This window comes from Lentibacillus salicampi (assembly GCF_004565465.1).
Classification (GTDB): domain Bacteria; phylum Bacillota; class Bacilli; order Bacillales; family Amphibacillaceae; genus Lentibacillus; species Lentibacillus salicampi.
Genome location: NZ_SRHY01000030.1, coordinates 1 through 25,230, shown reverse-complemented (window position 1 = coordinate 25,230; position 25,230 = coordinate 1). Strand labels below are relative to the sequence as shown.

General features: G+C 44.9%; 23 protein-coding genes, 12 tRNA genes and 1 rRNA gene. 32 read left to right on the top strand and 4 right to left on the bottom strand.

The features are described 5' to 3' along the window. Positions 1 to 20: 20 nt before the first annotated feature. Positions 21 to 875: a DegV family protein gene (locus E4U82_RS14365; protein ID WP_135110851.1), complete on the bottom strand. Its 855-nt coding sequence runs from the start codon at positions 873 to 875 to the stop codon at positions 21 to 23. 157 nt (positions 876 to 1,032) lie between these two features. Then, positions 1,033 to 1,938, bottom strand: a complete 906-nt coding sequence (locus E4U82_RS14360; RefSeq protein ID WP_135110850.1) for a DMT family transporter — start codon at positions 1,936 to 1,938, stop codon at positions 1,033 to 1,035. A 240-nt stretch (positions 1,939 to 2,178) separates the two neighbouring features. Here E4U82_RS14360 and cshA point away from each other — a divergent pair, with 240 nt between their 5' ends. The 3 genes from cshA (at position 2,179) to E4U82_RS14345 (ending at position 5,889) form a co-directional block, all read left to right on the top strand. Continuing rightward, entirely contained in the window at positions 2,179 to 3,663 is a 1,485-nt protein-coding gene (cshA, locus tag E4U82_RS14355) for a degradosome RNA helicase CshA (protein WP_135110849.1), read from the top strand. Between the two features lie 317 nt (positions 3,664 to 3,980). After that, positions 3,981 to 4,460 carry a PH domain-containing protein gene (locus E4U82_RS14350; protein ID WP_135110848.1) on the top strand — a complete coding sequence of 160 codons (480 nt, stop codon included), beginning with the start codon at positions 3,981 to 3,983 and terminating at the stop codon, positions 4,458 to 4,460. After that, positions 4,453 to 5,889: a PH domain-containing protein gene (locus E4U82_RS14345; RefSeq protein WP_135110847.1), complete on the top strand. Its 1,437-nt coding sequence runs from the start codon at positions 4,453 to 4,455 to the stop codon at positions 5,887 to 5,889. Before E4U82_RS14350 ends, E4U82_RS14345 begins: the two co-directional genes overlap by 8 nt. Positions 5,890 to 6,086: 197 nt before the next feature. On the opposite strand, the gene E4U82_RS14340 is transcribed toward E4U82_RS14345, so the two are convergent. Beyond that, on the bottom strand, positions 6,087 to 6,845 hold the full coding sequence (locus E4U82_RS14340) for a rhomboid family intramembrane serine protease (protein ID WP_135110846.1): 759 nt from the start codon (positions 6,843 to 6,845) through the stop codon (positions 6,087 to 6,089). A 181-nt stretch (positions 6,846 to 7,026) separates the two neighbouring features. On the opposite strand from E4U82_RS14340, the gene acpS reads away from it, so the two are divergent. From acpS to E4U82_RS14260, 15 genes are all read left to right on the top strand, one after another. Continuing rightward, positions 7,027 to 7,389, top strand: coding sequence for a holo-ACP synthase (gene acpS / locus E4U82_RS14335; protein ID WP_135110845.1), 363 nt, complete (start codon positions 7,027 to 7,029; stop codon positions 7,387 to 7,389). 64 nt (positions 7,390 to 7,453) lie between these two features. Next, on the top strand, positions 7,454 to 8,977 hold the full coding sequence (locus tag E4U82_RS14330) for an NAD(P)H-hydrate dehydratase (protein WP_135110844.1): 1,524 nt from the start codon (positions 7,454 to 7,456) through the stop codon (positions 8,975 to 8,977). A gap of 71 nt (positions 8,978 to 9,048) precedes the next feature. After that, positions 9,049 to 10,065, top strand: a complete 1,017-nt coding sequence (locus tag E4U82_RS14325) for a LolA family protein (RefSeq protein WP_135110843.1) — start codon at positions 9,049 to 9,051, stop codon at positions 10,063 to 10,065. A 98-nt stretch (positions 10,066 to 10,163) separates the two neighbouring features. Beyond that, the gene (gene alr / locus E4U82_RS14320; protein ID WP_135110842.1) at positions 10,164 to 11,291 is read left to right on the top strand and encodes an alanine racemase; all 1,128 of its coding nucleotides are present in this window, start codon (positions 10,164 to 10,166) and stop codon (positions 11,289 to 11,291) included. Positions 11,292 to 11,678: 387 nt separating this feature from the next. Next, entirely contained in the window at positions 11,679 to 11,966 is a 288-nt protein-coding gene (locus tag E4U82_RS14315) for a CopG family ribbon-helix-helix protein (protein ID WP_209300587.1), read from the top strand. Between the two features lie 5 nt (positions 11,967 to 11,971). Next, positions 11,972 to 12,331 carry a type II toxin-antitoxin system PemK/MazF family toxin gene (locus E4U82_RS14310; protein WP_135110840.1) on the top strand — a complete coding sequence of 120 codons (360 nt, stop codon included), beginning with the start codon at positions 11,972 to 11,974 and terminating at the stop codon, positions 12,329 to 12,331. Between the two features lie 251 nt (positions 12,332 to 12,582). Next, positions 12,583 to 13,452 (top strand): RsbT co-antagonist protein RsbRA, encoded by an 870-nt coding sequence (locus E4U82_RS14305; protein ID WP_135110839.1) that lies wholly within the window; start codon positions 12,583 to 12,585, stop codon positions 13,450 to 13,452. Between the two features lie 4 nt (positions 13,453 to 13,456). Continuing rightward, positions 13,457 to 13,813: an STAS domain-containing protein gene (locus tag E4U82_RS14300; RefSeq protein ID WP_135110838.1), complete on the top strand. Its 357-nt coding sequence runs from the start codon at positions 13,457 to 13,459 to the stop codon at positions 13,811 to 13,813. A gap of 2 nt (positions 13,814 to 13,815) precedes the next feature. Further along, entirely contained in the window at positions 13,816 to 14,226 is a 411-nt protein-coding gene (locus E4U82_RS14295; RefSeq protein WP_135110837.1) for an anti-sigma regulatory factor, read from the top strand. Between the two features lie 208 nt (positions 14,227 to 14,434). Further along, complete coding sequence (locus E4U82_RS14290) at positions 14,435 to 15,445, top strand: PP2C family protein-serine/threonine phosphatase (protein WP_135110836.1); 1,011 nt, start codon at positions 14,435 to 14,437, stop codon at positions 15,443 to 15,445. 76 nt (positions 15,446 to 15,521) lie between these two features. Beyond that, complete coding sequence (locus E4U82_RS14285; protein WP_135110835.1) at positions 15,522 to 15,854, top strand: anti-sigma factor antagonist; 333 nt, start codon at positions 15,522 to 15,524, stop codon at positions 15,852 to 15,854. Next, complete coding sequence (rsbW, locus tag E4U82_RS14280; RefSeq protein WP_135110834.1) at positions 15,854 to 16,330, top strand: anti-sigma B factor RsbW; 477 nt, start codon at positions 15,854 to 15,856, stop codon at positions 16,328 to 16,330. Before E4U82_RS14285 ends, rsbW begins: the two co-directional genes overlap by 1 nt. Beyond that, positions 16,302 to 17,093: an RNA polymerase sigma factor SigB gene (sigB, locus tag E4U82_RS14275; RefSeq protein WP_135110833.1), complete on the top strand. Its 792-nt coding sequence runs from the start codon at positions 16,302 to 16,304 to the stop codon at positions 17,091 to 17,093. Before rsbW ends, sigB begins: the two co-directional genes overlap by 29 nt. Then, the gene (locus E4U82_RS14270; protein WP_245183595.1) at positions 17,090 to 17,692 is read left to right on the top strand and encodes a SpoIIE family protein phosphatase; all 603 of its coding nucleotides are present in this window, start codon (positions 17,090 to 17,092) and stop codon (positions 17,690 to 17,692) included. The genes sigB and E4U82_RS14270 overlap by 4 nt, the downstream gene beginning before the upstream one ends. 410 nt (positions 17,693 to 18,102) lie before the next feature. Then, complete coding sequence (locus E4U82_RS14260; protein ID WP_135110870.1) at positions 18,103 to 20,256, top strand: Tex family protein; 2,154 nt, start codon at positions 18,103 to 18,105, stop codon at positions 20,254 to 20,256. A gap of 70 nt (positions 20,257 to 20,326) precedes the next feature. Here the strand turns inward: E4U82_RS14260 and E4U82_RS14255 are convergent, their stop codons facing one another. Next, entirely contained in the window at positions 20,327 to 21,823 is a 1,497-nt protein-coding gene (locus E4U82_RS14255; RefSeq protein WP_135110831.1) for a catalase, read from the bottom strand. Between the two features lie 530 nt (positions 21,824 to 22,353). Here E4U82_RS14255 and E4U82_RS14250 point away from each other — a divergent pair. The 14 genes from E4U82_RS14250 to E4U82_RS14185 form a co-directional block, all read left to right on the top strand. Continuing rightward, positions 22,354 to 22,818 (top strand): SprT family protein, encoded by a 465-nt coding sequence (locus tag E4U82_RS14250; protein WP_135110830.1) that lies wholly within the window; start codon positions 22,354 to 22,356, stop codon positions 22,816 to 22,818. 491 nt (positions 22,819 to 23,309) lie between these two features. After that, positions 23,310 to 23,384 (top strand) — tRNA-Asn (locus E4U82_RS14245). 6 nt (positions 23,385 to 23,390) lie between these two features. Next, a tRNA-Ser gene (locus tag E4U82_RS14240) sits at positions 23,391 to 23,481 on the top strand. Between the two features lie 6 nt (positions 23,482 to 23,487). Continuing rightward, a tRNA-Glu gene (locus E4U82_RS14235) sits at positions 23,488 to 23,559 on the top strand. A 28-nt stretch (positions 23,560 to 23,587) separates the two neighbouring features. After that, positions 23,588 to 23,664: transfer RNA gene (locus E4U82_RS14230), tRNA-Asp, on the top strand. A 5-nt stretch (positions 23,665 to 23,669) separates the two neighbouring features. Further along, positions 23,670 to 23,744, top strand: a tRNA-Gln gene (locus E4U82_RS14225). A 234-nt stretch (positions 23,745 to 23,978) separates the two neighbouring features. Continuing rightward, positions 23,979 to 24,054: transfer RNA gene (locus tag E4U82_RS14220), tRNA-Lys, on the top strand. A 6-nt stretch (positions 24,055 to 24,060) separates the two neighbouring features. Beyond that, positions 24,061 to 24,143 (top strand) — tRNA-Leu (locus E4U82_RS14215). Positions 24,144 to 24,200: 57 nt separating this feature from the next. After that, positions 24,201 to 24,284: transfer RNA gene (locus tag E4U82_RS14210), tRNA-Leu, on the top strand. 57 nt (positions 24,285 to 24,341) lie between these two features. Continuing rightward, positions 24,342 to 24,418 (top strand) — tRNA-Arg (locus E4U82_RS14205). A gap of 6 nt (positions 24,419 to 24,424) precedes the next feature. Next, positions 24,425 to 24,501 (top strand) — tRNA-Pro (locus tag E4U82_RS14200). Positions 24,502 to 24,537: 36 nt separating this feature from the next. Beyond that, positions 24,538 to 24,611, top strand: a tRNA-Gly gene (locus E4U82_RS14195). A 5-nt stretch (positions 24,612 to 24,616) separates the two neighbouring features. Beyond that, positions 24,617 to 24,690, top strand: a tRNA-Ile gene (locus E4U82_RS14190). Positions 24,691 to 24,857: 167 nt separating this feature from the next. Next, positions 24,858 to 25,230, top strand: a 16S ribosomal RNA gene (locus E4U82_RS14185); the annotation flags it as partial.

Sequence of the window (25,230 nt, the reverse complement as noted above, 5' to 3'; positions counted from 1 at the left end):
CTCTTATCTTCTGCGCAGTTCTATGATTTGAAAAACGAAATAACCAGGCCGCCTTCTCCAGCATAATTGGCAATCAACGGCCCCATATCCGTCAAATAGGCATCTTTAAACGGGTACTTATCTCTGATGCTCGCGAGTACTTTTTTGGCACGGTTTTCGGCATTACAATGTGTCATGGTAATGACTTTATTCTCGAAGTTCCTGCTGTATTCACCAATTTGTTCAACAAATCGTCTGAGCGATTTTTTATTCCCACGCACTTTTTCAGTTACTTCAATGGTACCTTCATCACTACCACGCATGAGTGGTTTTATATTTAATGTTTTGGCGATGGTGCCTTTCACACGATCAAGTCGTCCACCACGTATCAGGTTCTCCAGTGTTTTCAGGACAAACAGCGAATTCGTTTGATCAATGCGTTCATACAAATGGTCAACGAGGCTTTCATACGTATAATTTTCGTCCATTTTTGTTTTCGCTTCGTGCAGTAATAGTGCAAGCCCGCATGAAGCAGTTTTGGAGTTGATGACTTCGATTTTTCTATCTGGCTCTTCTTCAAGCAGCATATTCTTGCCCAGAACGGCATTGTCATAGGTAACGCTTAAGCCTTTTGATAAGCTCAGCATGATAATCGGCTTTTCCGGATCGACTTGCTTATAGGCTTCATAAAAGTCATTCGGATTTGGTGCTGAGGAGCGCGGTAGTTCATCGGCTTCGGCCATTTTTTGATAGAACGTTTCGAGATCAATCGTTACACCGGCTTTGTATTCTTCATTCCCGAAATGTAAATAGAGTGGTACAACCTTTATATCCAATGCATCGTGCAAACGCTTCGGAACGTCTGCCCCTCCGTCGGTCATTAATTGTATATGCATGATTTCACCCAATTCGATTTTGTATTGCCTTTATTATATCAGTTTTTAGGGCCGTAAAGCGTAAAAACGCCAAAATTTTGGGCAAAAACGTCAAACAAGAGCTCAACCTGGCGGGCGTTTTTGCTCAACATAGCGCGGTCCGGTCGAGCCTCCGATGTCACTTGCGCTGTGAGATAGTGACTTTGCGCTTCTTTGTTGTGCTCATGATGAACAAAAACAGCCCGAACAGGACGATTGTTCCGCCCAGCCACTGTGACCACGTAATCGTTTCGCCCAATATGAAGTAAGCCAGGATGGAAGCGCCGACCGGTTCAAAGACGATCCCCATCGAGATGGTTGCGGTGCTCAGCCATTTCAGTGCCCAATTGAATAACGTGTGCCCGAAGAAAGTCGGGAAAATCGCCAATGCCAGGAATACAAGCCAATTATCGGCAGGATACCCGAAAAAGGCATTACCGGCAATCAGGTTGTACACGATGAGCGTAAGGGAGCTGATGCCATAAGCGATGAATGTATACGTCATTAGCGACAGGCGCTTTCTGACCTGCTGCCCCATTAGGAAATAGGCTGTTACCAGCATCGCTCCGATGAGTGCCAAAATGTCGCCAAACAGTGCGACGCCACTAATCTGAAAGTCGCCCCAGCTGATGATGACACTTCCCAAAAGGGCAATCAGCATACTAATGACGGCGCCGTATGAAAAACGTTCTTTGAAAAAGAAATAAGTCCCCAAAAAGGCGAATATCGGCTGCAGTGTGACGAGCACGACGGAACTAGCCACGGACGTGTAATTCAGGGATTCGAACCAGACAATAAAGTGGAATGCCAGGAAAATACCGGCAAGGGCAGAGAAGATCCAATCATTTTTTTGAATCAAACGAAACTCGTGCCGGTTTTTCAGCAGGACGTATGGTGCCATAATTAGAACAGCAAGAAGTAGACGGTAATTGGCAATGATGGCTGCAGGGGCTTGATCCGCAAGTTTAACCAGAATGGCTGATGTGGACACGGCGATAACGCCAATGACAATCGCTATGTATGGATTAAACGGAGGGATTCGCATAAATAACCTCCTTGTTTGATTGCTTCTTTATAGAACCCTGTATAGTTTATCATGCCACACGTAAAAAATCATATAGGAAGTAGTGGATATTATCCGAGTGACTGTGTTAATATAAAATGACTGTTATTTTTGGATGAGCGTTCGCGGATGAGGCCTTTTTCCATGACTGGGAAAAGCCTCTTTTTACAGCCTTCATTAATTGAATCATATATTTAAACAAAAAAGGAGAAGAGTTATACAGTGACAACATTCAATGAGCTAAACATTTCAGATCCCATTATGAAAGCTTTACAGAAAATGGGCTTTGAAGAATCAACACCTATTCAAGCGGAAACAATCCCGCTTGCCATGCAAGGAAATGACGTGATTGGACAAGCACAGACAGGAACGGGAAAAACTGCGGCTTTCGGAATCCCGATGATTGAACACATCGATCTGAAACAACGGAAAATTCAAGGGCTGGTTGTAGCGCCGACAAGAGAATTGGCCATTCAAGTAGCCGAGGAACTGAATCGGCTTGGTAAAATTAAAGGTGTACGTGCCATTTCAGTTTATGGCGGGCAGCATATGGAGCGGCAAATACGTGCGTTAAAAGACGGCCCGAGCATTGTCGTCGCAACACCGGGAAGACTGCTTGATCACATGCGACGCAAGACCATCCGGACAGGCGACATCCAAACAGTCGTTCTGGACGAAGCCGATGAAATGCTGAATATGGGTTTCATTGATGACATTCGTGATATATTGAAAAACATTCCGTCAGAACGGCAGACATTGCTATTTTCCGCAACGGTGCCAAAAGAAATCCGGAGTATTGCGACGAACCTGATGAAAGATCCGAAAGAAGTCAAAGTGAAAGCAAAAGAAATGACGGTTGAAAACATCGACCAGTATTTTATCGAGATTCCCGAGAAACAGAAATTTGATACGTTGACCAACCATCTGGATTATTATGCACCGAAGCTTGCGATTGTCTTCAGCCGGACGAAAAAGCGGGTGGATGAAATTACCGACGGGCTGCAGGCACGCGGGTTCCGTGCAGAAGGCATTCATGGTGATCTGACACAAGGGAAGCGGATGTCAGTTCTGAACAAATTTAAAAAAAATCGTGTTGATGTACTAGTAGCGACAGATGTAGCAGCACGAGGACTTGATATATCAGGTGTGACTCATGTGTATAATTTTGACATACCACAGGACCCGGAAGGCTACGTGCACCGGATTGGCCGTACCGGACGAGCAGGTCGTACCGGGGAAGCCATTTCATTTGTCACACCACGGGAAATCGCGCATTTGAATTTGATTGAAAAAGTGACCAAGAGCAAAATGAAACGGATGGCGCCTCCAACTTATCAGGAAGCAAAACGCGGCCAACAGCAGGCAGCAGCGGACAAACTGCGGAAAAAGATTGCTCAGCAGGATTTGCAGGACTATCAGGAAACCGCCAGCGAGCTGCTTGAAGAGCACGACTCCATGACGGTTGTGGCTGCTGCCCTTAAAATGATGACGAAAGAGCGGCGTAATGCCCCCGTCAACATTTCATCTGTTCAGCCAATCAGCGTGAAAAAAGCAACGCGGGGCAAGAACAATAAAGGCAGACCGCAAAATAAGAAGTATTACGGAAAACGCGGCCAAGGCGGACGCAAGCAAGGAGGCCGCAACCAGGGCGGACATAATCGTAAAGGAAACTACCAGAAGCGCCGTAACTACAACTCGAACAGCTGAAGGGCCTTATAAAAAGTAATGGGTTCAGTTTAGGAAGAAAACCTAAATAGTTTTAAATCGAAAGACTTGGTTGATAATCCGAGTCTTTTTGTTTTGTTTTTATACATCTGTCACGACGTCCGGAAAAATCCCGGTGTCTAAAAATCCTGTAAATACACCTCAAAAGGCCGGATAGAAGGGTTCACAATGCTCTATCATCCTTTGCAAGCGGTGTAAAAGTTCTGCAGCGGTCATTATCTGTTAAAAATGTCGAAACTTTGGTAGTATGAATCCGTATAAGTAATAGACGAATCTATTGTGATGAAGGAAGTGAAATTATGCGACAGCCACCGATTAACCGGATTGCGCCGGATGCCATCAAAGCGTGGAAAATTTCGGCTGCAATCGCTGAAGGAATGCTCTGGCTCATAACGATTGCTCTTTTTGTAGTAGCATTTATATTTGAATTTTCCTATTGGTTTGGTGCAGTAGCCGTTTTAATCAGCGGAATGACGACTTTATTCTTTGTCTTTTTACTGCCGAAACTGCGCTGGAGGCGATGGCGTTATGAAGTATTTGAACAGGAGATTTATATTCAACATGGGATATTGATTGTCTCGCGGACACTTGTACCGATGATCCGTGTGCAGCATGTTGATACAAAACAGGGGCCGATTTTGAAGAAATATAACTTGGCAAGTGTGGAAATTTCAACGGCAGCCACAACCCATGAGATTCCTGCGCTGCTTGAGGAAGACGCATCGGAACTGCGGGATAGAATCTCGGCTTTGGCAAGGGTGGATGAAGATGATGTCTGAAGCAAAACGATTACACCCGGCAGCGATTATTTTTAATTTGATTAAAACGATACGCGAATTTCTATTTGCTATTATTCTTGGGTTTATTACGTTCAGAGACGAATCATTGCTGTATTTTATTCTGATTTTAGCAGGTTTGGTGGTCATTTTTATTACGTCAAGTGTGCTGACATGGTATCGCTACACGTATCGGGTAGAGGATGATGAATTGCGTATTGAATATGGGGTTTTTATCCGGAAGAAACGTTACATATCCAAGAACCGTATTCAATCGATTGACTTGACATCGGGGGTTATTCACCGGATTTTTAAATTGACGAAGGTACAGATTGAAACGGCAGGGTCCGGAACAGATGCGGAAGCGTCGCTCAGTGCGGTGAAATTGGCAGAAGGGGAAGCGTTGCGTCAGGAATTGAAATCGCGCAGCCTGGAATCCGCAGGGGATGACGAGTTCGCTGATGAAACAGCAGAAACGTCAAACCCATCTTCTACTATTCGTTTTAAACGATTGTTTTTAGCAGGAACGACTTCAGGCAGTATTGGAGTCATTATGGCCCTGGCGGCGACTGCTTTTTCTCAGGTGGAACAGTTTATTCCGGAGCAGTTTTATGAGAGCTCTGTGCAATGGCTCATTGGGCTTGGTATAATCATTATCGCTGTGATGACGATAGTGGGTTTGCTGCTGTTGTGGCTATTTGGCATAGCCGGCACAATTATCAAGTACGGGAATTTTACGATTACCGGTAATGAACATGAATTGTTTATTACCCGTGGTCTGCTTGAGAAAAAACAAGTAACCATACCTTTAAAACGCATTCAGGCAGTCGGTATTCAGGAAAGTATTATTCGGCAACCGCTTGGTTTCGTCACTGTATATGCGGAGGTTGCCGGTGGATCCATGCGTAAGGGGGAAGACTTTTCATCGATTCTGTTTCCGATTATGAAGCGTGATGAAGTGGAAGACTTCCTGCAAACATTTTTGCCAGCGTATGCCGGGTTGCAGCGTGAACTGAGGCCATTGCCAAAACGGGCACGGAAGTTTTACATCATGCGATCTTCCATACTGTTCCTGCTGGCGACAGTGGCAGTAGGAATCTTCTTCCCATCATTTATCTGGGCCCCGTTAGTGCTACTTGCAGGCAGTGTGTTCCTTGGCTGGCTGCGGCATAAGGACGGCGGTTTTCGTGTGCAGGGGAGGCGGTTAACAATACGGCATCGTCTCTTTAGCCGAAATACAATCATGATATTTCATAAACGCATACAGGCATTTGAGGAAAAACAGCATAAAGTGCAGAAACTGCAAAGGCTTGAGACGATGAGACTTTCGATTGTCGGAACAATGGGAGCAGGGACGCATTTTACCATGAAGGATCTTGAGGAATCACATACCGACGAGCTATCGGACTGGTATTCGCATAGAAGTCAGTAGGGAATATAAAAATCCGAACAATGATGTAAAATTCTTTAGAGAAATTTATAATCTGTTCGGATTTTTATATATAGAGATAGGCGCTTCAAATAGCGGAGTATTTCTCCGGAGCGATGGTTAGCACATCCTAACTTTAAACTAAGAACGATTGATCAATCGTTTTTGGTTTAAATAGTTGAGTTTTGTCCCAGCCCCTTTTAAAATATTCTGCTGAAGAGTCCGAGTATGATAAGAATCCCTAGAAGGATCCAGAGCCCGTTTTTGAAAAGCGTTTTGTTCCGTTGCTTTTTCTGCCAACGGTTAGGGTCAAACCCGATGGAGCCGTCATCTGTACGCTGCGGCCGTGCCCATGGGTTGTAAGGACGGACATGATTTAAGACGAGCGGAGCTAGTGCAAAGCCGCCGATGAATCCGAATATATGGGCATAAACGTTAATACCCGAGCGTAAAAATGTCATGACCAGGCCGATGACTAAAATGATGGTGACAATTTGGGCACTTGACTGGTCAATTAAATGTTTACGAAACGCAACCATGAATACATAAAGGCCGAACAGCCCGTAAATAGCCCCTGATGCACCTACATGGGAGTACAGCGGAGGCCCGAGCAGAAAGGTCGCTAAGTTGCCAATCAGCCCTGCGCCAAGATAGATGGCGAGGAATTTCAGTTTACCGAGCATCTGCTCCAGAGCGGGTCCGAACAACGCGAGGGCAAACGAATTGAACAGGACATGCATGAGGCCAGCATGAAGAAAAATGGATGTGATTAATCGCCAGTATTCTCCCTGACTAATGGAAAAGTTGATGCCCATTCCCCAATCTCTGATCAGGTTGCCGATCGGGGTCTGCAGAAAACCGGTCAAAAGCCAAAGCGCAAGCTGGATTATGATCAGCCAGGCGACAGCCGGGTATAATTGCATGAATTCTTTTATACTGCGTTCATTTCGTACAAACATAGAAGTTCTCCCTCCTTTACTGAAAAATGTATTGCCCTATAAGAATCCGGTTTTATATACGGGACTCGGGGGTATTATAATGATAGTATTATATTCTATAGTATGACCAATATTATCTTACTAGAATATGCTGGTAAATCATAATGATATGCAGTTCACAAAAGAAAGGAACACCGTTTTTATGATAAAAGGTATTGGCGTTGACATAATTGAACTGGATCGAATACAACATAATGTACAACAAAACAGCCGGTTTGCTGACCGGATTTTGACCGATACGGAGAAAAAAATGTTTGCTGCTTTAACAACGAGTCAGAGGCAGGCCGAATATCTTGCAGGGCGATTTGCTGCCAAAGAGGCATTTTCGAAGGCTGCCGGCCGCGGTATTGGGAAACTGAGCTTTAAAAATATCGAGGTGACAACCGATACGTATGGCGCCCCTGTGATGGACGTTTGCGGATATGAAGACTGGAACATTTTTATATCCATCACACATAGCAGGGAGTACGCAGTGGCACAGGTTGTCATCGAGGAAAAGAACTGACGGGTACTTTTGCATAATCGGAAAGGTTGTCTCATATATTCTAGTGCGGGCAGGAGGGAATAGTGTGCATATTGTCACCGCAGAAGAAATGTACGATATGGATCATGAGGCCATTCATCAAATAGGCATTGATGGCAGACTGTTAATGGAAAACGCAGGGAGGGCGATGTCAGCACGCATTGAAGCGAGCGTTGATGATACAGACCAAATCCTGCTTTTGGCTGGGAGCGGAAACAACGGCGGCGATGGGTTTGTGATTGCCAGAACATTGCTGAACAACGGGTACGATATAGTCGTTGTTCAGGTTGTACCGGATCATAAAATAGCCGGTGACGCCCTTTTTCACAAAAATTTGTTTATCCGATGCGGCGGGGAGGTGCGTGTAACGTGTCAACCTTCCGAAATCGGGGGGATCGTAAAGGAAGCGGATATCGTTGTCGATGCCATGTTGGGGATCGGGACAAAAGGGATGCTCCGTAAACCGATCAGCACGGTTGTCGCAACCATTAATGAGTCAGAAGCTCATGTGATTTCGGCAGACATTCCATCAGGATTGCCTGCTAATGAGGGGGCGCGGGACTTTCAAGCGGTACAAGCCAACGAAACAATTATCGCTGGGTTCCCGAAAATGAGCGCGTTTCTGGAATCGACATTTCCTTATTACGGCGAGTGGACGACGGTTTCATTCGGGCTCCCGAAGCCTGTTACGAAGAATCGGGCGCAGAGGAAGGTCTGGACGGAAGCAGATTTTAAAGAGACGATGCCGGAACGGAAAGCGAACGCGCATAAAGGCAACCACGGCCGTGGGCTGATTATCGGCGGCAGTGCGGAAATGCCGGGTTCCATCGCGATGTCCGCAGTCGCTGCCTTGCGAACAGGCGCCGGTCTGATGACAGTTGCCACAGCAAAAAGTGTGATCCCGACAATTGCGTCAAACTGTATGGAAGCAACCTATCTGACGTTGGATGACACGAACGGTTTTTTGAACGCCAGGACTGCCGTACCTTTTGACCAATATGATGCAGCTGTAATTGGTATGGGACTGGGTCGTCATCAAGAAGCAGCCGGACTGGTGCAACAGGCAGTAGAAGCGGAGGGACCGCTGATTGTGGATGCGGATGGCCTGTATCATGTGCGTTCGCTTTTGAACCGTCTTAACCATCGGACAGGTCCAGTTGTCCTGACACCACACCCGGGGGAGATGGCGATGCTGTTGGATGTGTCAGTTCCTGAGCTGTTACAGTCTCCTTTTGCCTATACCAAAATGTTTGCGGAAAAATATCAGGTATATGTCATTCTTAAAGGGACGTTTACAATCATTACGACCCCGGAAGGCGCACAGACCGTCAGCACCGCCGGGAATCAGGGGCTTGCGAAAGGCGGCAGCGGGGATGTATTATCCGGGATCATTTTGGCCATGATTATGCAGCGGCAGACTGTTACTGAAGCGCTAGGCAATGCCTGTTTCGTGCATGGAAAGGCTGCTGAATGGCTCACTGAAGAAGTCCATTCCGTTTATGACTTAATAGCTTCTGATATCAGTGCCGGCATTACGAATGTATATCGTACGCTTCTGGCAACACGGTGACAATGACTTCCCTCCCTTTGTCAGTTCGAAAAGCCCGCAAAATGTTTGAATGCGACAAGGGAGACATGTCCATGAAAAAAAAGTTAAGTATGTGGGTTGTAGTTATTGTCGGTTCCATCTTTTTGCTTTCCGCCTGCGGTGAACAGTCTCAGGAAGATGTAGTGGAGAAATTGGAGTCGAATCTCGAATCCATGGATGGCTATAAAGCAAAGGCCGAAATGACGATGAACACCGGCCAGGAAGACCAGAAGTACAATATTGATATTTGGCATAAGAAAAAAGATCTGTACCGTGTTGCACTCAACAATGAACAGGATAAAGAAGGCAGCCAAATCATTTTGAAAAATGAGGACGGGGTGTTTGTTCTTTCTCCTGCGTTGAATAAAAGCTTCAAATTTCAGGAAGAGTGGCCGGAAAACGGCAGCCAGCCATATCTGTATCAATCACTTGTCAACGATATCCTGAAAGATAAGGAAGCTGAATTCAATACAACCGAGGACCATTACGTTTTTGAGACTAAAACAAACTATCAAAGCAACAACAATTTACCATTCCAGGAGGTTTACTTTGATAAAAAATCGTATACACCGGAGATGGTAAAAGTACTTGATAAAGACCGGAATGCTTTGGTACAAGTCAATTTTTCTGATTTTAAACAAGATCCCAAGTTTGAAGATGACGATTTTGCGATGGAGAAGAATATGACTAGCGGAACGGCTGACGCGTCAGTCTCAGGTGAAGGTGAGGCGGATGCATTTACCGTTGTTTATCCGCAGAATATGTTAGGCTCTGAACTGGTTGAGGAATCAGAAGTTGAAACGGAAAATGGCGAACGGGTGATTATGACATTCTCCGGTGAAAAGAATTTCACGCTGGTTCAGGAGACTCAGGACGTGGTACCAACTATGTCCGCTCCCCAAATGGTGAACGGCCAAATTGTGAACATAGGCCACGCAATCGGCGCCCTATCCGAAAATACCATTGAGTGGACCAGTAATGGAAATAATTTTGTCCTCGCAAGTGAGGAATTAACCAAGGAAGAATTAATTGAAGTGGCACAATCTGTAAAAGGCAAAGAAGTGAAGTAAATGAATCGTAGCAAGCAGACTCATCAGAGAGGGGGTCTGCTTTTTATTTTTGCTTTTTTTCGATAAAATATAAGGCAGATGGCAAAGGAGGGGGTTCTGTGCACAACAACCTGTATCGGAGTACGTGGGCGGAAGTGGATCTTGGAGCAATCGGTCACAATATCAAAGAAATGCGTAACCGACTTCCTGATCATTGTGCTGTTATGGCAGTGGTCAAAGCCGATGCATATGGTCATGGAGCGGTGGAAGTTGCTGAAAAAGCACTGGACTCAGGTGCAAAAATGCTTGCCGTGGCCCTGCTGGAAGAAGCGCTGATACTAAGGGAAGCTCATATGGCAGCGCCAATTCTCGTATTCGGACGGGTGAACCCGGAAGATGTCCCGACAGCTGTAGAACACGACATTACGCTGACATGCTTTCAAACGGATTGGATCCGTGAAGTGAACAGGCTTTCGCTTCCGTCTCCTGTGAAGGTGCATATGAAGTGGGATACTGGCATGGGACGTGTCGGGCTGCGGACTGAAAATGAATTGAGAGAGACGACAGCGTGGATGGCAAACAGTCCGACCATTCAATTAACTGGTGTTTATACACATTTTGCAACGGCCGATGAAGCGGATTTGACTTATTTTGACTTGCAGCAACACCGTTTTGAGGATTTGCTTCATACTTTTGAGTCGATAACGCATGACCCTGTCGCTGTTCATATCGGCAACAGCGCCGCATCCATCCGCTTTCCTGAACGAATGTATAATTATATGCGGTTCGGGATAGCCATGTATGGGCTGTATCCGTCAGATGTTTTAAAAGATGAAGGTATGATTAACCTGCAACCGGCCTTTTCATTGCACAGCAGACTAATTCATGTGAAGAAAGTCGATCAAGGAGAATCTATCAGCTATGGTGCCACCTATACAACAAGAGAGCAGGAATATATCGGCACAATTCCGATTGGCTACGCTGATGGCTGGATCCGCAAACTGCAGGGGATGGACGTTCTCGTCGATGGAAAAAGAATGCCGATTGTCGGCCGGATAACGATGGATCAGACGATGATCAGGCTTGATAAAGAATATCCCGTAGGAACAATGGTAACCTTAATTGGCAGGCAGGGAACTGACCAAATTGAAGCAGATGAAATCGCGGCAAAACTTGAAACCATCAATTATGAAATACCATGCATGATCTCCGATCGTGTCCCAAGGCTTTATAAACAGGGCAGCTGATAAAATAAGTCGCGGGCATTCCCGAAATTTGTTGGCATAATAAAGCATACAGGCAATAAACTAATATCAGGAGCCTATTTCCAGGGTGAAACATGATGGAGTGTGGTGAATAATAGCGTCCGATTATGTGAATTATGTTTAGAAAAGGTTGATCAAAAAGTTCGGTAAAAATGACACGTCGACAGAGGGCCTTTTTGAACACGCACTAAAAGACAATCTTTCAGGCAGGTTTTTTTTAATTATCCTGATAAGCCTTTGCAAACCGTCCGATACAATGGTATCATTGAAAAAGAATTTAATAGCGCTTGTTCAAAAAGTCCTTTTGATCCTCCTTTTTGAACTCGCTCTACTATCGATCGTTTTACAAGTTGTCGGAGGTGCATGGTGTTGTCAGAGAGCTTACAGGAAATTTCAGTACGATTACCTAAAAACCTGTTAAACGAGGTGGATGGACTCATGGAGTATGAAAATAGTGATTTGAGCGATTTCATTTGTCAGGCAACGAGAAATTATCTGGAACACAAAAAAGAAGAGCATGTCCAGCAGTATCGTGAATCGATGCAGCAAGGTTATATGGAAATGGCTAATATTAATCTGACAATCGCTTCAGAAGCTTTTCAGGCCGAAGAAGAAGCTGAGAAAAACAATTTACAGCGAACCGTGATCGGGGTGTAGGACACGTGATCGTTCAAAGAGGCGAAGTTTATTTCGCCGACTTATCCCCTGTCGTGGGATCGGAACAAGGGGGTATTCGCCCGGTACTGATCCTGCAAAATGATATCGGTAACCGGTTCAGCCCAACGGTTATTGTTGCTGCAATAACTGCTCAGATTCAGAAGGCCAAACTCCCGACACATGTGGAGATAAACGCGAAACGGTACGGTTTTGACCGTAACTCGGTTATATTGCTGGAACAAATCAGAACGTTGGATAAGCAGCGGTTGACCGATAAGATTACAAAGCTGGATAAACAGATGATGGACAGAATTGATAAAGCTTTGGAAATCAGTCTTGGATTGAAAGAAATGTATGATCAGTAGATGGTGCCCCTTTTCTAACCTAAGAACAGGGGTATTTTTATGTTCAAAGTGAGAACTTTAGCGTATTTTATGATAAAATGTAGAACTAACAAGATAAAAATAATTTATAAAAAACTATTCATCCCCTCCTTAACGGGCAGTAAGACCCCCACTTCCGAATTGGAGGTGAGACACAAAAGCTAAGCGGGGGAGGGGACCCCAACTGAATGAGGTTTCACTTTATTATCAGGGGTAAATAGTGGGAGGAAACTATGGACAGGGAGTTTAGAAAGATTGTATTGGACAACAGTGATGTTATTGTCCAGAAATGGATCGATGAAATTGATATACTGAAAGGCTTTAATTATACGGATAGTGTTTCAGATGAATTATTGGAAAGCACCAATCGGGAATTTGTCAATATTATTTTCAGCAGTATTAAACATGAGGGTGATACAAAGCAGCTGAAGGAATTTTCCGAAAAGTTGATCAACCTTGGTTGGAAAGTCAGTTACATAACAGATGGCCTGCAGGTTTTCAGACGGGTGACGATTAATTTTATTCTGCAGCAATCTGATAAAATTGACACAAGCTATATTTCCGACTTGCAGCAGAGTGTTGATGAATGGGTTGAGCCGCTGATTAGACAGCTGGTCAATGAGTATTCAGGGAACTGGGAAAATATTTTATCCCTGCAGCGTGTCGCGCTTCAAGAATTATCAGCCCCGCTCATCCCGGTGATGGATAATATTACAGTTATGCCGCTGGTTGGCACGATTGATACCGAGCGGGCCAAATTAATCATGGAAAACCTGCTTGAAGGAGTCATGAAGCACAATTCAGAGGTCGTATTAATTGATATCACCGGTGTACCGGTTGTGGATACCATGGTAGCACATCACATTATCCAAGCAGCGGAAGCCGTCCGTCTGGTCGGAGCAACATGTATCCTTGTCGGTATACGCCCTGAAATTGCTCAGACGATCGTGAACCTGGGAATTGACTTGAGTAAATTCCCTACCAAAAGTTCACTGCGAAAAGGGTTTATTAAAGCACTTGAGATGACGAATCGCAAAATTGTTGATACGAAGCCGCCGAACAATGCGGTTGAGCAAATGATCGACTCGCTTGGTGGAGAGTGATAGAATGCGGATACCAATTTTAAAATTACACGATTATCTGTTGATTTCGATTCAGACAGAAATCGATGATAATACGGCTATACAGTTTCAGGAAGATTTATTGGACAAAATTCATCAAACCGGCGCATCCGGGGTTGTCATTGATCTGACATCAGTGGAAATCATTGATTCTTTTATAGCAAAGGTCCTCGGCGATGTCGTCACTATGTCAGATCTTATGGGGGCCAAGTTGGTATTGACCGGAATTCAGCCTGCAGTTGCGGTCACCTTAATTGACTTAGGTGTACATTTGAAAGATGTTCCGACTGCATTGGACTTAGAACGGGGATTGATTAAACTGTATCAGGAATTGGGGGAATGAGCATGGACCCTACTTTCTGTGTGACGATTGAACAAGAGTGGGATATCGTTAAAGCGCGTCAGCTTGGGAGGGACAGGGCACGCGACATCGGGTTTGGCACCGTCGATCAAGCCCGTATCGCAACGGCAATATCGGAGCTAGCCCGAAATATCTATTTATATGCCGGCAGCGGAAAGATATGTTTTGAAGTGGTTGAGGAGATGGGGCAGAACGGGCTGGGTGTTCGATCACTTGATACAGGCCCCGGGATAAAAAATATCAGTCAGGTGATGGAAGACGGTTATTCCACATCCGGTGGCCTGGGGGCAGGGCTTCCTGGCGTGAAACGCTTAGTTGACCAGTTCGACATTCAATCTGAAGAAGGTCAAGGCACCGAAATCAGAGTGATGAAATGGCTGAGAAAACTAAGATAAGATAAAGTAAAATAACATTTAGTAGGGATTTCACTGCCCGTTAAGGCGGGTTAAACCATGAGCAGCAAAAGGGGGACGCGGGTTGGCACTGGCCCCTTTTGCTGTTTTTTTACCATGCATGTAAGAGCCTCATGACCAATTTTTTTCATAACAGCGGTCAAAACATTCTGCTTCATCAATTTCATTCACCCATAGGGAGGCAAGAAGTATGGCGACCATTGATACAGATATCCGTCACTATCGGCAATTATTAAAGCACTACATTGAAATACGAGATGAAGAGTCCCTTTATGGTGCCGAGCAAATCAGTAAAGCATTCATTAAAAATAATGTCCCGCCGGAAGAGATTATAAACCTGCATATTCAGTCATTGTCAGAGTTATACCCGGATATACCGGAACATTTTCAGCATTCCATGAATTTTTTATTGGAAATCATGATCTCATATGGCGTGGCCCACCAGGAGAACCATTCATTGAGAGAGCAGCAATCGGAACTGATGTCGGAAATCGCGGTTGCGTCGAATATGCAGGATACGCTGCTGACGACGACGAAACCTGATGTAGCCGGTTTGGACATTGGTGTTGTCAGTGTACCGGCCCATCAAATGAGTGGTGACTATTACCATTTCCTTACGGGTGAGGATGATTCATTCGGAATTGCTGTCGCCGATGTGATTGGAAAAGGTATCCCTGCAGCATTATGCATGTCAATGATTAAATACTCCATGGACAGCCTGCCGAAAGCTAATGTGAGTCCCAAAACCATATTGAAAAATTTGAACCGGGTTGTCGAAAGAAATGTTGATGCAAGCATGTTTATCACGATGTTTTATGCACAATATCTCCCATCCGAAAGCAAGATCTGTTACGCATCCGCCGGGCATGAACCTGGTTTTCATTATCATGCCGAAACAGAAACATTTGAGGAAATGAAAACAAAAGGGCTTGTTCTTGGGGTGTCTCCTGACGTGGACTACTGGGAGTATGAGCGCACAATTCAGAAAGGCGATATGGTTATTCTGCTGACGGATGGGGTCACGGAATGCCGGCAGGGCGATCGGTTTATTGAAACAGAAGAAGTATTGGAAGTTATTGCACAATATGCCGATTTGCCTGCCCAGGAAATGGTGAACAAAGCCTACAAACATTTTGAACGGATGCAAGACTTTCAATTGCGGGATGATTTCACGCTGATTGTTTTGCGAAAAGAAGTTTAGCGTGTATATGTGTAGGGAATAGAACCATGATACATGTTACGGTTGATGGGTAACATTTTCGTATAGGAGGTAACTGATGAATTTGCAAATTGATATTGCAGAGGGAAATGAGAAATCTGTTATAAGGCTTTCAGGCGAAATTGACGCCTACACTGCGCCTCAACTGAAAGAAAAATTACTACCGCTGACGAAAAAAGAAGGGCATCAGACAGAAGTTAATTTGGAAGATGTTCATTATATGGACAGTACAGGCTTGGGAGTTTTTGTTAGCGCGTTGAAATCAACGAACGAAAACAACAGTGACATGAGACTGGTTGATTTGCAGGATCGCGTGTTAAGACTGTTTCAGATTACAGGTCTTGATGACATTATAACAATTGATACGCCGATTCGAGGTGGAAATGACTAATGGAAAAGTTTGATTTTATTGAAATGAAGGTTCCTGCCAGAGCAGAATATGTGGGAGTTGTACGCCTGAGTGTCTCCGGGATTGCGAGTCGGCAGGGTTTTGCATATGAGGCTATTGAGGATCTGAAGGTGGCTGTTTCCGAGGCGATTACAAATGTCATCGATCATGCCTATTATGAAGAGGGTGACTGCGAAGTAACAATCGGATTTGGTGTGCACGATGACCGTCTGGAGGTTATGGTAGCTGATCATGGTGTCAGCTTTGACTTGAGCGAAATTAGAGGGGGGATTGGTCCGCAACAGGCTTCGGAATCTGTCGAAAATTTGCGTGAAGGCGGCTTTGGTCTTTTCCTGATTGATGCATTGATGGATAAAGTGGAGATCAATAACAACTATGGTGTTATTGTTTTAATGACAAAGTACCTTCATGAAGCAGAGGTGGGTCTTGATGACGACCAAATCTCAACAACCCAATAAAAATCGAGACGACATTTATCAATGTATCGAAGACCTCCAGAAAGACCCGGAAAATGAGCCATTGCAAGAAACGATTGTCCTGACTTACACGGATCTGGTTGAATCCATTGCCAGAAAGTATTCCAAAAACAGTAGTATCCATGAAGACCTGACACAAGTAGGCATGATCGGTTTGATCGCGGCGGTCAGACGGTATGATGCTTCGTTCGGCAAATCGTTTGAGTCTTTCGCCATTCCGACGATTATCGGTGAGATTAAACGGTTTATTCGTGATAAGACGTGGAGTGTACATGTTCCCCGCCGAATTAAGGAATTGGGTCCAAAAATTCGAAAGGCTGCGGATGAATTAACGACCGAGAACCAGAACTCGCCGACTGTTCCGGAAATTGCGGATTATTTAAATGTCTCGGAAGAAGAAGTGCTGGAAACGATGGAGATGGGTAAAAGCTATAAGGCCCTTTCCGTTGACAGGAAAATCGAAGCCGATTCTGAAGGCAGTACCGTTGCCATATTGGATTTGATCGGGAATCGTGACAGCGGCTTTGACAACGTTGACCAGCGCATGCTGCTGGAAAAAATACTGCCCGTCCTGTCTGAACGTGAACAGGAGATTTTGCGCTGTACCTATTTTGAGCATATGAGTCAGAAAGAAACTGGTGAAAGACTTGGGATATCCCAGATGCATGTATCACGACTGCAACGCCGCTCATTACGAAAACTCCGCGAAGCACTGCAGAGTGAAAGTGTGGAGATTCGGGATTGAGCAGTAGATTCAACAGAGTGGAAACAGCTGTCTTTCAAAAAGCAAAAAAGAACCAATATTATTGCGGTGACAGCTATTTTTATATAGAAACAGATGATGAATATGTCTGTGCATTGGCAGATGGTTTAGGGAGCGGCGAGTTTGCCAAGGAGTCCTCTGAAATTGTGATTAGCATCATAAGGGAAAACACTAATGTAACGGTTGAACAACTGATTAAAAAGTGTAATCAACAGCTGTCAGGAAAACGCGGGGCGGTTATCGGGATTTTGCGGATCGATTTCCGGATACACCAATATTCCTTTTCATCCATTGGGAATATTGGCGTTGTGACGATGACTGAGGACGGTAAGAGGAAGCGGAGTATTCCCAATGCCGGTTATCTGGCTGGATATCACAGGTCGTTTAAAGTGGTAACAGATAAGCTTGATCAACAAACACGGTTCATTTTATTTTCGGATGGCGTTACAGATAAGGATTTATCGCAGCGTTTTTTGTTGAACAAGGATGTCCACCAGGTTGTTCAATCGTTTGCCGGTTATGTGGATGAGGACGTTAGAGCGGATGATACCACGTTAATTGCCATACGATACGAGAGATAGGAATCTTGGACAGAACTAAGATGTATAAAACTAAAAACGAACAATACATTGCTATAGCGGAGGAAATATACGTAGACTCCTGCGGGAGGAAAGGCCTCGGTGAGACCCCGCAGTGCGAAGCACAAGGAGGCTCACCAGCCGCCCGCGGAAAGCGAAGTATATTTCCGGAGCGGGTTATATGCTCCAACTAGTTCGGATCTTTCCTTAATAAAGCTACTTTTGTCCAAGGCTCCTAGGATCGGCTTCAATGGGTCGGTCTTTTTTCATTTGGAGATTTTTTTGATAGAATAAGGTGTAGCGTGTCTCTCGATTGATCAAGTGGGCCAACGACTAAAGTGCAGAGGAGACTATCCCTATTGCGGTTGTGACCTGTATCGTGGAGGACCGAACGAGGAGGAACATAAGTGTCTATGGAATTGGAACAATGGGTAGCAAACGAAGTAGACGTCAAGACGGCTACTGTCAAAAAAGTCATTGATTTAATGAATGAAGGGAACACGGTACCCTTTATTGCGCGTTACCGAAAAGAGGCAACGGATGGGTTGGATGAGGTTCAGATTAAACTGATTCAGGATAAGTGGCAATACGCCGTGAATCTGTCTGAACGGAAAGAGGAAGTCATTCGGCTGATTGATGAACAGGGAAAGCTGACCGAAGAATTAAAGCGTGACATCACACAGGCTACACAACTACAGCGGGTGGAGGACCTGTACCGGCCATACAAGCAAAAACGCCGTACAAGGGCCGCAAAGGCAAAGGAAAAAGGACTTGAGCCACTTGCAATACGTGTTTGGGAACAGGAATTAAATGATGTCGCCAGTGAGGCAGCGGAATTCTTATCAGATGAACATGAATTGCAGACGATTGAAGATGTACTAAAAGGTGTTAATGATATCATAGCTGAATGGATTTCAGATGAGCCAGAATACCGTGAATACATCCGCAGTGAAACATTCAAGCGCGGTGCCATTCATGCGGAATCCAAAGATACCGCAAAGGATGAAAAAGGCGTCTACGAAATGTACTACGCGTATGATGAGACGGTTCGTTCTATGGTCCCACATCGCAGTTTAGCGTTAAACCGCGGTGAAAAAGAGGGTGTGCTGAAAGTATCGGTTGAACCGCCGACAGAACGTATACTGGACTATTTGCATCGCAAAGTGATTACCAATAAAGCCAATCAGGAGACAGACGGCATACTCCAGGAGGCGATTGAAGACAGTTTCAAACGTCTGATTCATCCTGCTGTTGAACGGGAAGTCCGAAATAGCCTGACGGAAAAGGCAGAAGAACAGGCGATTGATGTATTTTCCAAAAACTTGAAAAATCTCTTGCTTCAGCCGCCTTTAAAAGGGAAAATGGTGCTCGGTGTTGACCCGGCATATCGGACAGGCTGCAAACTGGCTGTCGTTAATGAAACAGGCAAGGTTCATCAAGTGGATGTGATCTACCCAACGGCACCAAAGCATGACACAGCTGGTGCAGAGCGGGTTGTTATGGATTATATCCATCAGTTTAACGTTGAATTGATTGCCATCGGAAATGGGACAGCCTCCAGAGAGACAGAGCAGTTTATTTCCGATGTGATTGGCAAGCATTCACTGGATATTCCGTATATCATCGCCAATGAAGCAGGAGCTAGTGTGTATTCTGCATCTAAACTGGCACGGGAGGAGTTTCCGGATCTGCAGGTAGAAGAGCGCAGTGCTGCATCGATTGCCAGAAGAGTCCAGGATCCGCTGGCTGAGCTTGTAAAAATTGACCCGAAATCAATCGGTGTTGGGCAGTACCAGCATGATGTCAGCCAAAAAGCGCTGAATGAATCCCTGACATTTGTGGTCGAAACAGCGGTCAACCAGGTTGGTGTCAATGTTAATACGGCTTCATCCTCGTTGTTGCAATATGTCGCAGGTTTAAGCAAAACAGTCGCCAATAATATTGTGAAAAAACGTGATGAGGATGGGAAGTTCATTAACCGAAGCCAGCTTAAAAAGATTCCGCGCCTTGGGGCGAAAACATATGAGCAGGGAATCGGTTTTCTGCGCGTGCTGGAGGGTGAAAACGCACTCGACCGGACACCGATTCATCCTGAGAGCTACGACCAGGCCGAACGACTTTTAAAAATGGTTGACTGCGAGATGGACGATATCGGAACCAGGACATTGCGTGATCAATTGAACACGATTGATGTCAAAGCGGTAGCGGATGAGTTAGAAGTTGGTGTACCGACCTTACAGGATATCATCAATGCACTCGGCCGGCCGGAACGTGACCCGCGCGATGACTTGCCGAAACCATTATTGAAACAGAATGTCCTTTCGATGGATGATCTGCAGCCAGGCATGGAAATGCAGGGTACCGTCCGCAATGTTGTAGACTTTGGTGTGTTTGTTGATATTGGGGTTAAACAGGATGGATTAGTCCATATCTCCAAAATGGCCAGGCAATTTGTTAAGCACCCGATGGACATTGCATCAGTAGGCGATGTCGTGACGGTGTGGGTCGAAAATGTCGATATCGATAAAGGTCGTATCGCTTTGTCGATGGTCGGACATGACAAGTAGTCTGCGCTTGAAGGATTTGAAATATGTATAAAAAAAGACTGCCCCGTTAGGACAGTCTTTTTATTTAACTTCAGTCTTCTTTACTGACAGCTGCTTCCACTTCGCTCAGTGAGATACCGGCAGCTTTGGCTACACCTTCACCATAGGCAGGGTCAGCTTTGTAGCAGTTTGTGATATGCCGCAGTTTAACTTCTTTGGTTGCACCTTCCATGTCATTCGCCGTATTGTAGAACAAATCTTCTTGTTCTTCCGGACTCAGGAGACGGAACAGTTTTCCTGGCTGCTCGTAATAATTATCATCATCTTCACGGAAGTTGTGATAATCGGCCGGACCGTTTATTTCAAGAGCCGGTTCTGTAAGGTCTTTTTGGTCTTCCCACTCACCATAACTGTTAGGTGAGTAAGAAACCTGTCCACCTTCATCTCCATTCAAAACGCGCATCGCACCATCACGATGGTATGGATGGAAATTCTTCGCATTTTTAGGGTAGTTAACCGGGATTTGCCAATGATTGACCCCTAAACGATAACGCTGTGTATCGCTATAAGAGAAGATACGGCCCTGCAACATTTTGTCCGGCGAGAAGCCAATGCCAGGCACAATGTTTGTCGGTGCAAATGCAGCCTGTTCTACTTCAGTAAAGTAGTTTTCCGGATTGCGGTTAAGCTCCAGCTCGCCGACTTCAATTAGCGGGAAGTCCTCTTTATACCAGACTTTCGTCAAGTCAAATGGGTTGTATGGCATGTTTTCGGCTTCCTCTTCGGTCATGACCTGAATATATAATGTCCATTTTGGATAGTAGCCGTTTGCGATAGCATTATACAGATCTTTTGTATGGCTGTCAGGTTCACTTCCTCTTAGTGTTCCCGCTTCATCATCTTTCAGGTTTTTAATGCCCTGCTGTGTGCGGAAATGGAATTTGACCCATACACGTTCATTCTCAGCATTAATCATACTATACGCATGACTGCTGAATAAATGCATGTTCCTGAAGCTTGCTGGAATGCCCCGGTTACTATTCACAACGGTAACCTGGTGAAGGGATTCGGGCAGTAAAGACCAGAAGTCGTATTTAGCATTTGCATCTTTTAAGTTTGTTTTAGGATTACGCTTTACAACGTGGTTTAAATCTGTGAATCTTTTAGGATCCCGCATGAAGAATACAGGTGTGTTATTACCAACAAGATCCCAGTTGCCTTCTTCTGTGTAGTATTTCATGGCTGTCCCGCGGATGTCACGTTCTGCTTCCGGAGCTCCGCGTTCACCGGCAACAGTTGAGAAACGGATGAACATATCCGTCTTCTTGCCAATTTCAGAGAATATAGCTGCTTTTGTATATTTTGTAATATCATGTGTTACGGTAAATGTACCATATGCACCGGCTCCTCTTGCGTGCATGCGGCGTTCAGGAATGACTTCTCTGTCGAAATGCGCCATTTTTTCCAGGAACCAGTAATCTTCCATTAACAGTGGCCCGCGTTTGCCGGCAGTTTTGGAATCGTCATCGTTAGGAACTGGAGCACCAAATGCCGTTGTCAGTTTCTTCTTATTTTCATGTTCACTCATGAATATATTCCCTCCTGTATTTTTTACAATTATTATAATAACATAGTGATTATAATAATACTATGAAATAGACTGATAGATTAGGTGATCAGAATCACAAAATTGCGGAAAAAAGAACCGTTTGCTATGGTGTAGTTACTATTGAACCAGCAGGGTGATAAACGAACATTATAAAATCCTATAATGGTTTTCTTACCGATATCTATTCGGATGGAAATATTGATAAATGTGAGGCCCATTTAGTATGTTAGTGGCACCTTGGAATTCTGACTTCGCAACTTTGAATAATCATTCTCAACACCTGTGTCCTATTATAATATAAATTGATTAAAAATCAATATTTAATCATAATAATTTTAAATAGTATTTTTCAGTACGACATTCAGGCAACGTGTTGATAATAAATTTCACTTGTCATAATGTCTTCTGTAAATAGTATGGATTAGCAATTCCGAGTGGCTGTAATCCCGTCGGAAGCTAAACGAGAGTAAGCCCTGTATCGTGGCTGATGATAAGGAAGGTTTTTGCAAGTGACTATTCTAAATGAGAATAATTTATATGAATGGGTTGATCGTCTTTCCCGTCAATATTTCCATAAACCTTTTATGGATGGTGTAAGATTCAACGATCGGCTCAGAACAACCGGCGGGAGATATCTTCCGGCAAAACGAACGATCGAATTGAATCCCAAATACGTTTTTGAGTGTGATGAAAAAGAGGTTGCCGGAATCCTTAAACATGAACTTTGCCATTATCATCTTCATATAGAAGGGAAGGGCTATAAACATGGTGATCAGGATTTTAAGAACCTTTTAAAGCAGACAGGCTCGCCAAGACATTGCTCGCCTTTGCCATCAGCCGAGAAACGCCCGAAGTATATGTATAAATGCCAGAAATGTCATCATATTTATAAACGATTGCAGCGGATTAACCTTAATAAATATAGATGTGGAAAATGCGGAGGAAAACTGGCTCTGGCGAACAACGGGGAATGAAAGGAGTTTGGACAATTGGATAACCTTCACTCATCTCAGCTTGAAGTGGGGAGGTTAACGACGATGTGGTCCATTTAATAGGAGCGCCCGGTACTTGGACAAGCGCTCCATTCCACTCTGAACCGCCCGGGGGGAGTGAATCCATGCTCGTCAAAACGACAAATTGTTCTATTGTATTGTTGACGAAATCCGTTATGCATGTTAAATTAAACAAGCCTTAAAATCCCATTTATTCATAAGTAGATTTGCCGGTTAAAAAAACCTTCGGAAAAGATATTGACATTTAGTTTCATGTATTGTAAGATATTTTTCGTCGCGTCGTTAGGTGAATGGAATGTTTTTTACATATTTCAGAGTATCTGACGGTGTTGATGACTGAATCAACATTTATGTTTATTTCTGTGGCGAAGTCTGATGTTGTTGATGTAACGTATAGTACAATGAGCGCAACATGCTGCTTTTGATTACTTTGATAAACAGTTTTAGATTATTCCACAGTAGCTCAGTGGTAGAGCAATCGGCTGTTAACCGATCGGTCGCAGGTTCGAATCCTGCCTGTGGAGCCATTATATGGAGAAGTACTCAAGTGGCTGAAGAGGCGCCCCTGCTAAGGGTGTAGGTCGTGTAAACGGCGCGAGGGTTCAAATCCCTCCTTCTCCGCCATGTTATGGCCCGTTGGTCAAGCGGTTAAGACACCGCCCTTTCACGGCGGTAACACGGGTTCGAGTCCCGTACGGGTCACTATATGTTTTTTAAGCTAAAGCGGTTGGGTCCGGTAGTTCAGCTGGTTAGAATGCCTGCCTGTCACGCAGGAGGTCGCGGGTTCGAGTCCCGTCCGGACCGCCATTCTTTGGGCTATAGCCAAGCGGTAAGGCATCGGGTTTTGATCCCGTGATTCGCTGGTTCGAATCCAGCTAGCCCAGCCACTTTCTTTTAATGTCAAAACGTATGATTCTGAATGATTTTATCAGAGAAACACTTTATTCATAAAGGACAAGCGAGTGCAGTTTTTTCATTGTAAGATGGGCTGCAAGTTACTCAAGGTATCTAACAGTCTGCCATTTACAGAAATGCGTCGGTTGCTTTTAGCAGACGATCATCAATGCAATAAGATGGAACAACGTATCACTGTAAATTCAAATGTTTTTATAATATAGCATGAGCCATTAGCTCAGTTGGCAGAGCATCTGACTTTTAATCAGAGGGTCGGAGGTTCGAATCCTCCATGGCTCACCACTACTCGCGGATGTGGCGGAATTGGCAGACGCGCTAGACCCAGGATCTAGTGTCTTTATGACGTGGGGGTTCGAGTCCCTTCATCCGCACTTTTATTTGTTTTATATTGCTGTGGATTTCACGGCATTTTATTTTTGTTTAAATACGCGGTCGTGGCGGAATGGCAGACGCGCTAGGTTGAGGGCCTAGTGGGAGTTAATCCCGTGGAGGTTCAAGTCCTCTCGGCCGCATTTGAAACTGTTGACAAAGCTTTGTTTTCTTGTTACAATGAAGAATGTTGCTTCAAAGCGCCCGTAGCTCAATTGGATAGAGCGTCTGACTACGGATCAGAAGGCTAGGGGTTCGACTCCTCTCGGGCGCACCATATTAACGGGAAGTAGCTCAGCTTGGTAGAGCACCTGGTTTGGGACCAGGGGGTCGCAGGTTCAAATCCTGTCTTCCCGACCATCGAAAATTTCAATAAACTATCTATCTTATGTTGTTGCGGGTGTAGTTTAGTGGTAAAACCTCAGCCTTCCAAGCTGATGTCGTGGGTTCGATTCCCATCACCCGCTCCAATTAAGGGCCTGTAGCTCAGTTGGTCAGAGCGCACGCCTGATAAGCGTGAGGTCGGTGGTTCGAGTCCACCCAGGCCCATTTTGCTCCTTGAAAACTGAACAAAACAACCAGTATGACAAACAGATGTCAGAGGTAAGAGGTCGGAAGTCAAAATTTGATTTTGATGGAAGACCAATAAAACCCTGAATCAATTTTTAGCTAAGCCATACAAGAGATTGATCGGTGTCAATCTCTTGACAAACTTCTTTTTGGAGAGTTTGATCTTGGCTCAGGACGAACGCTGGCGGCGTGCCTAATACATGCAAGTCGAGCGCGGGAAGCAGACAAACGCTCTTCGGGGCGTGCGCCTGTGGAGCGAGCGGCGGACGGGTGAGTAACACGTGGGCAACCTGCCTGTAAGACTGGGATAACTCGTGGAAACGCGAGCTAATACCGGATAACACTTCCGGCTGCATGGCCGGGAGTTGAAAGGCGGCATAAGCTGCGCACTTACAGATGGGCCCGCGGCGCATTAGTTAGTTGGTGAGGTAAGAGCTCACCAAGGCCACGATGCGTAGCCGACCTGAGAGGGTGATCGGCCACACTGGGACTGAGACACGGCCCAGACTCCTACGGGAG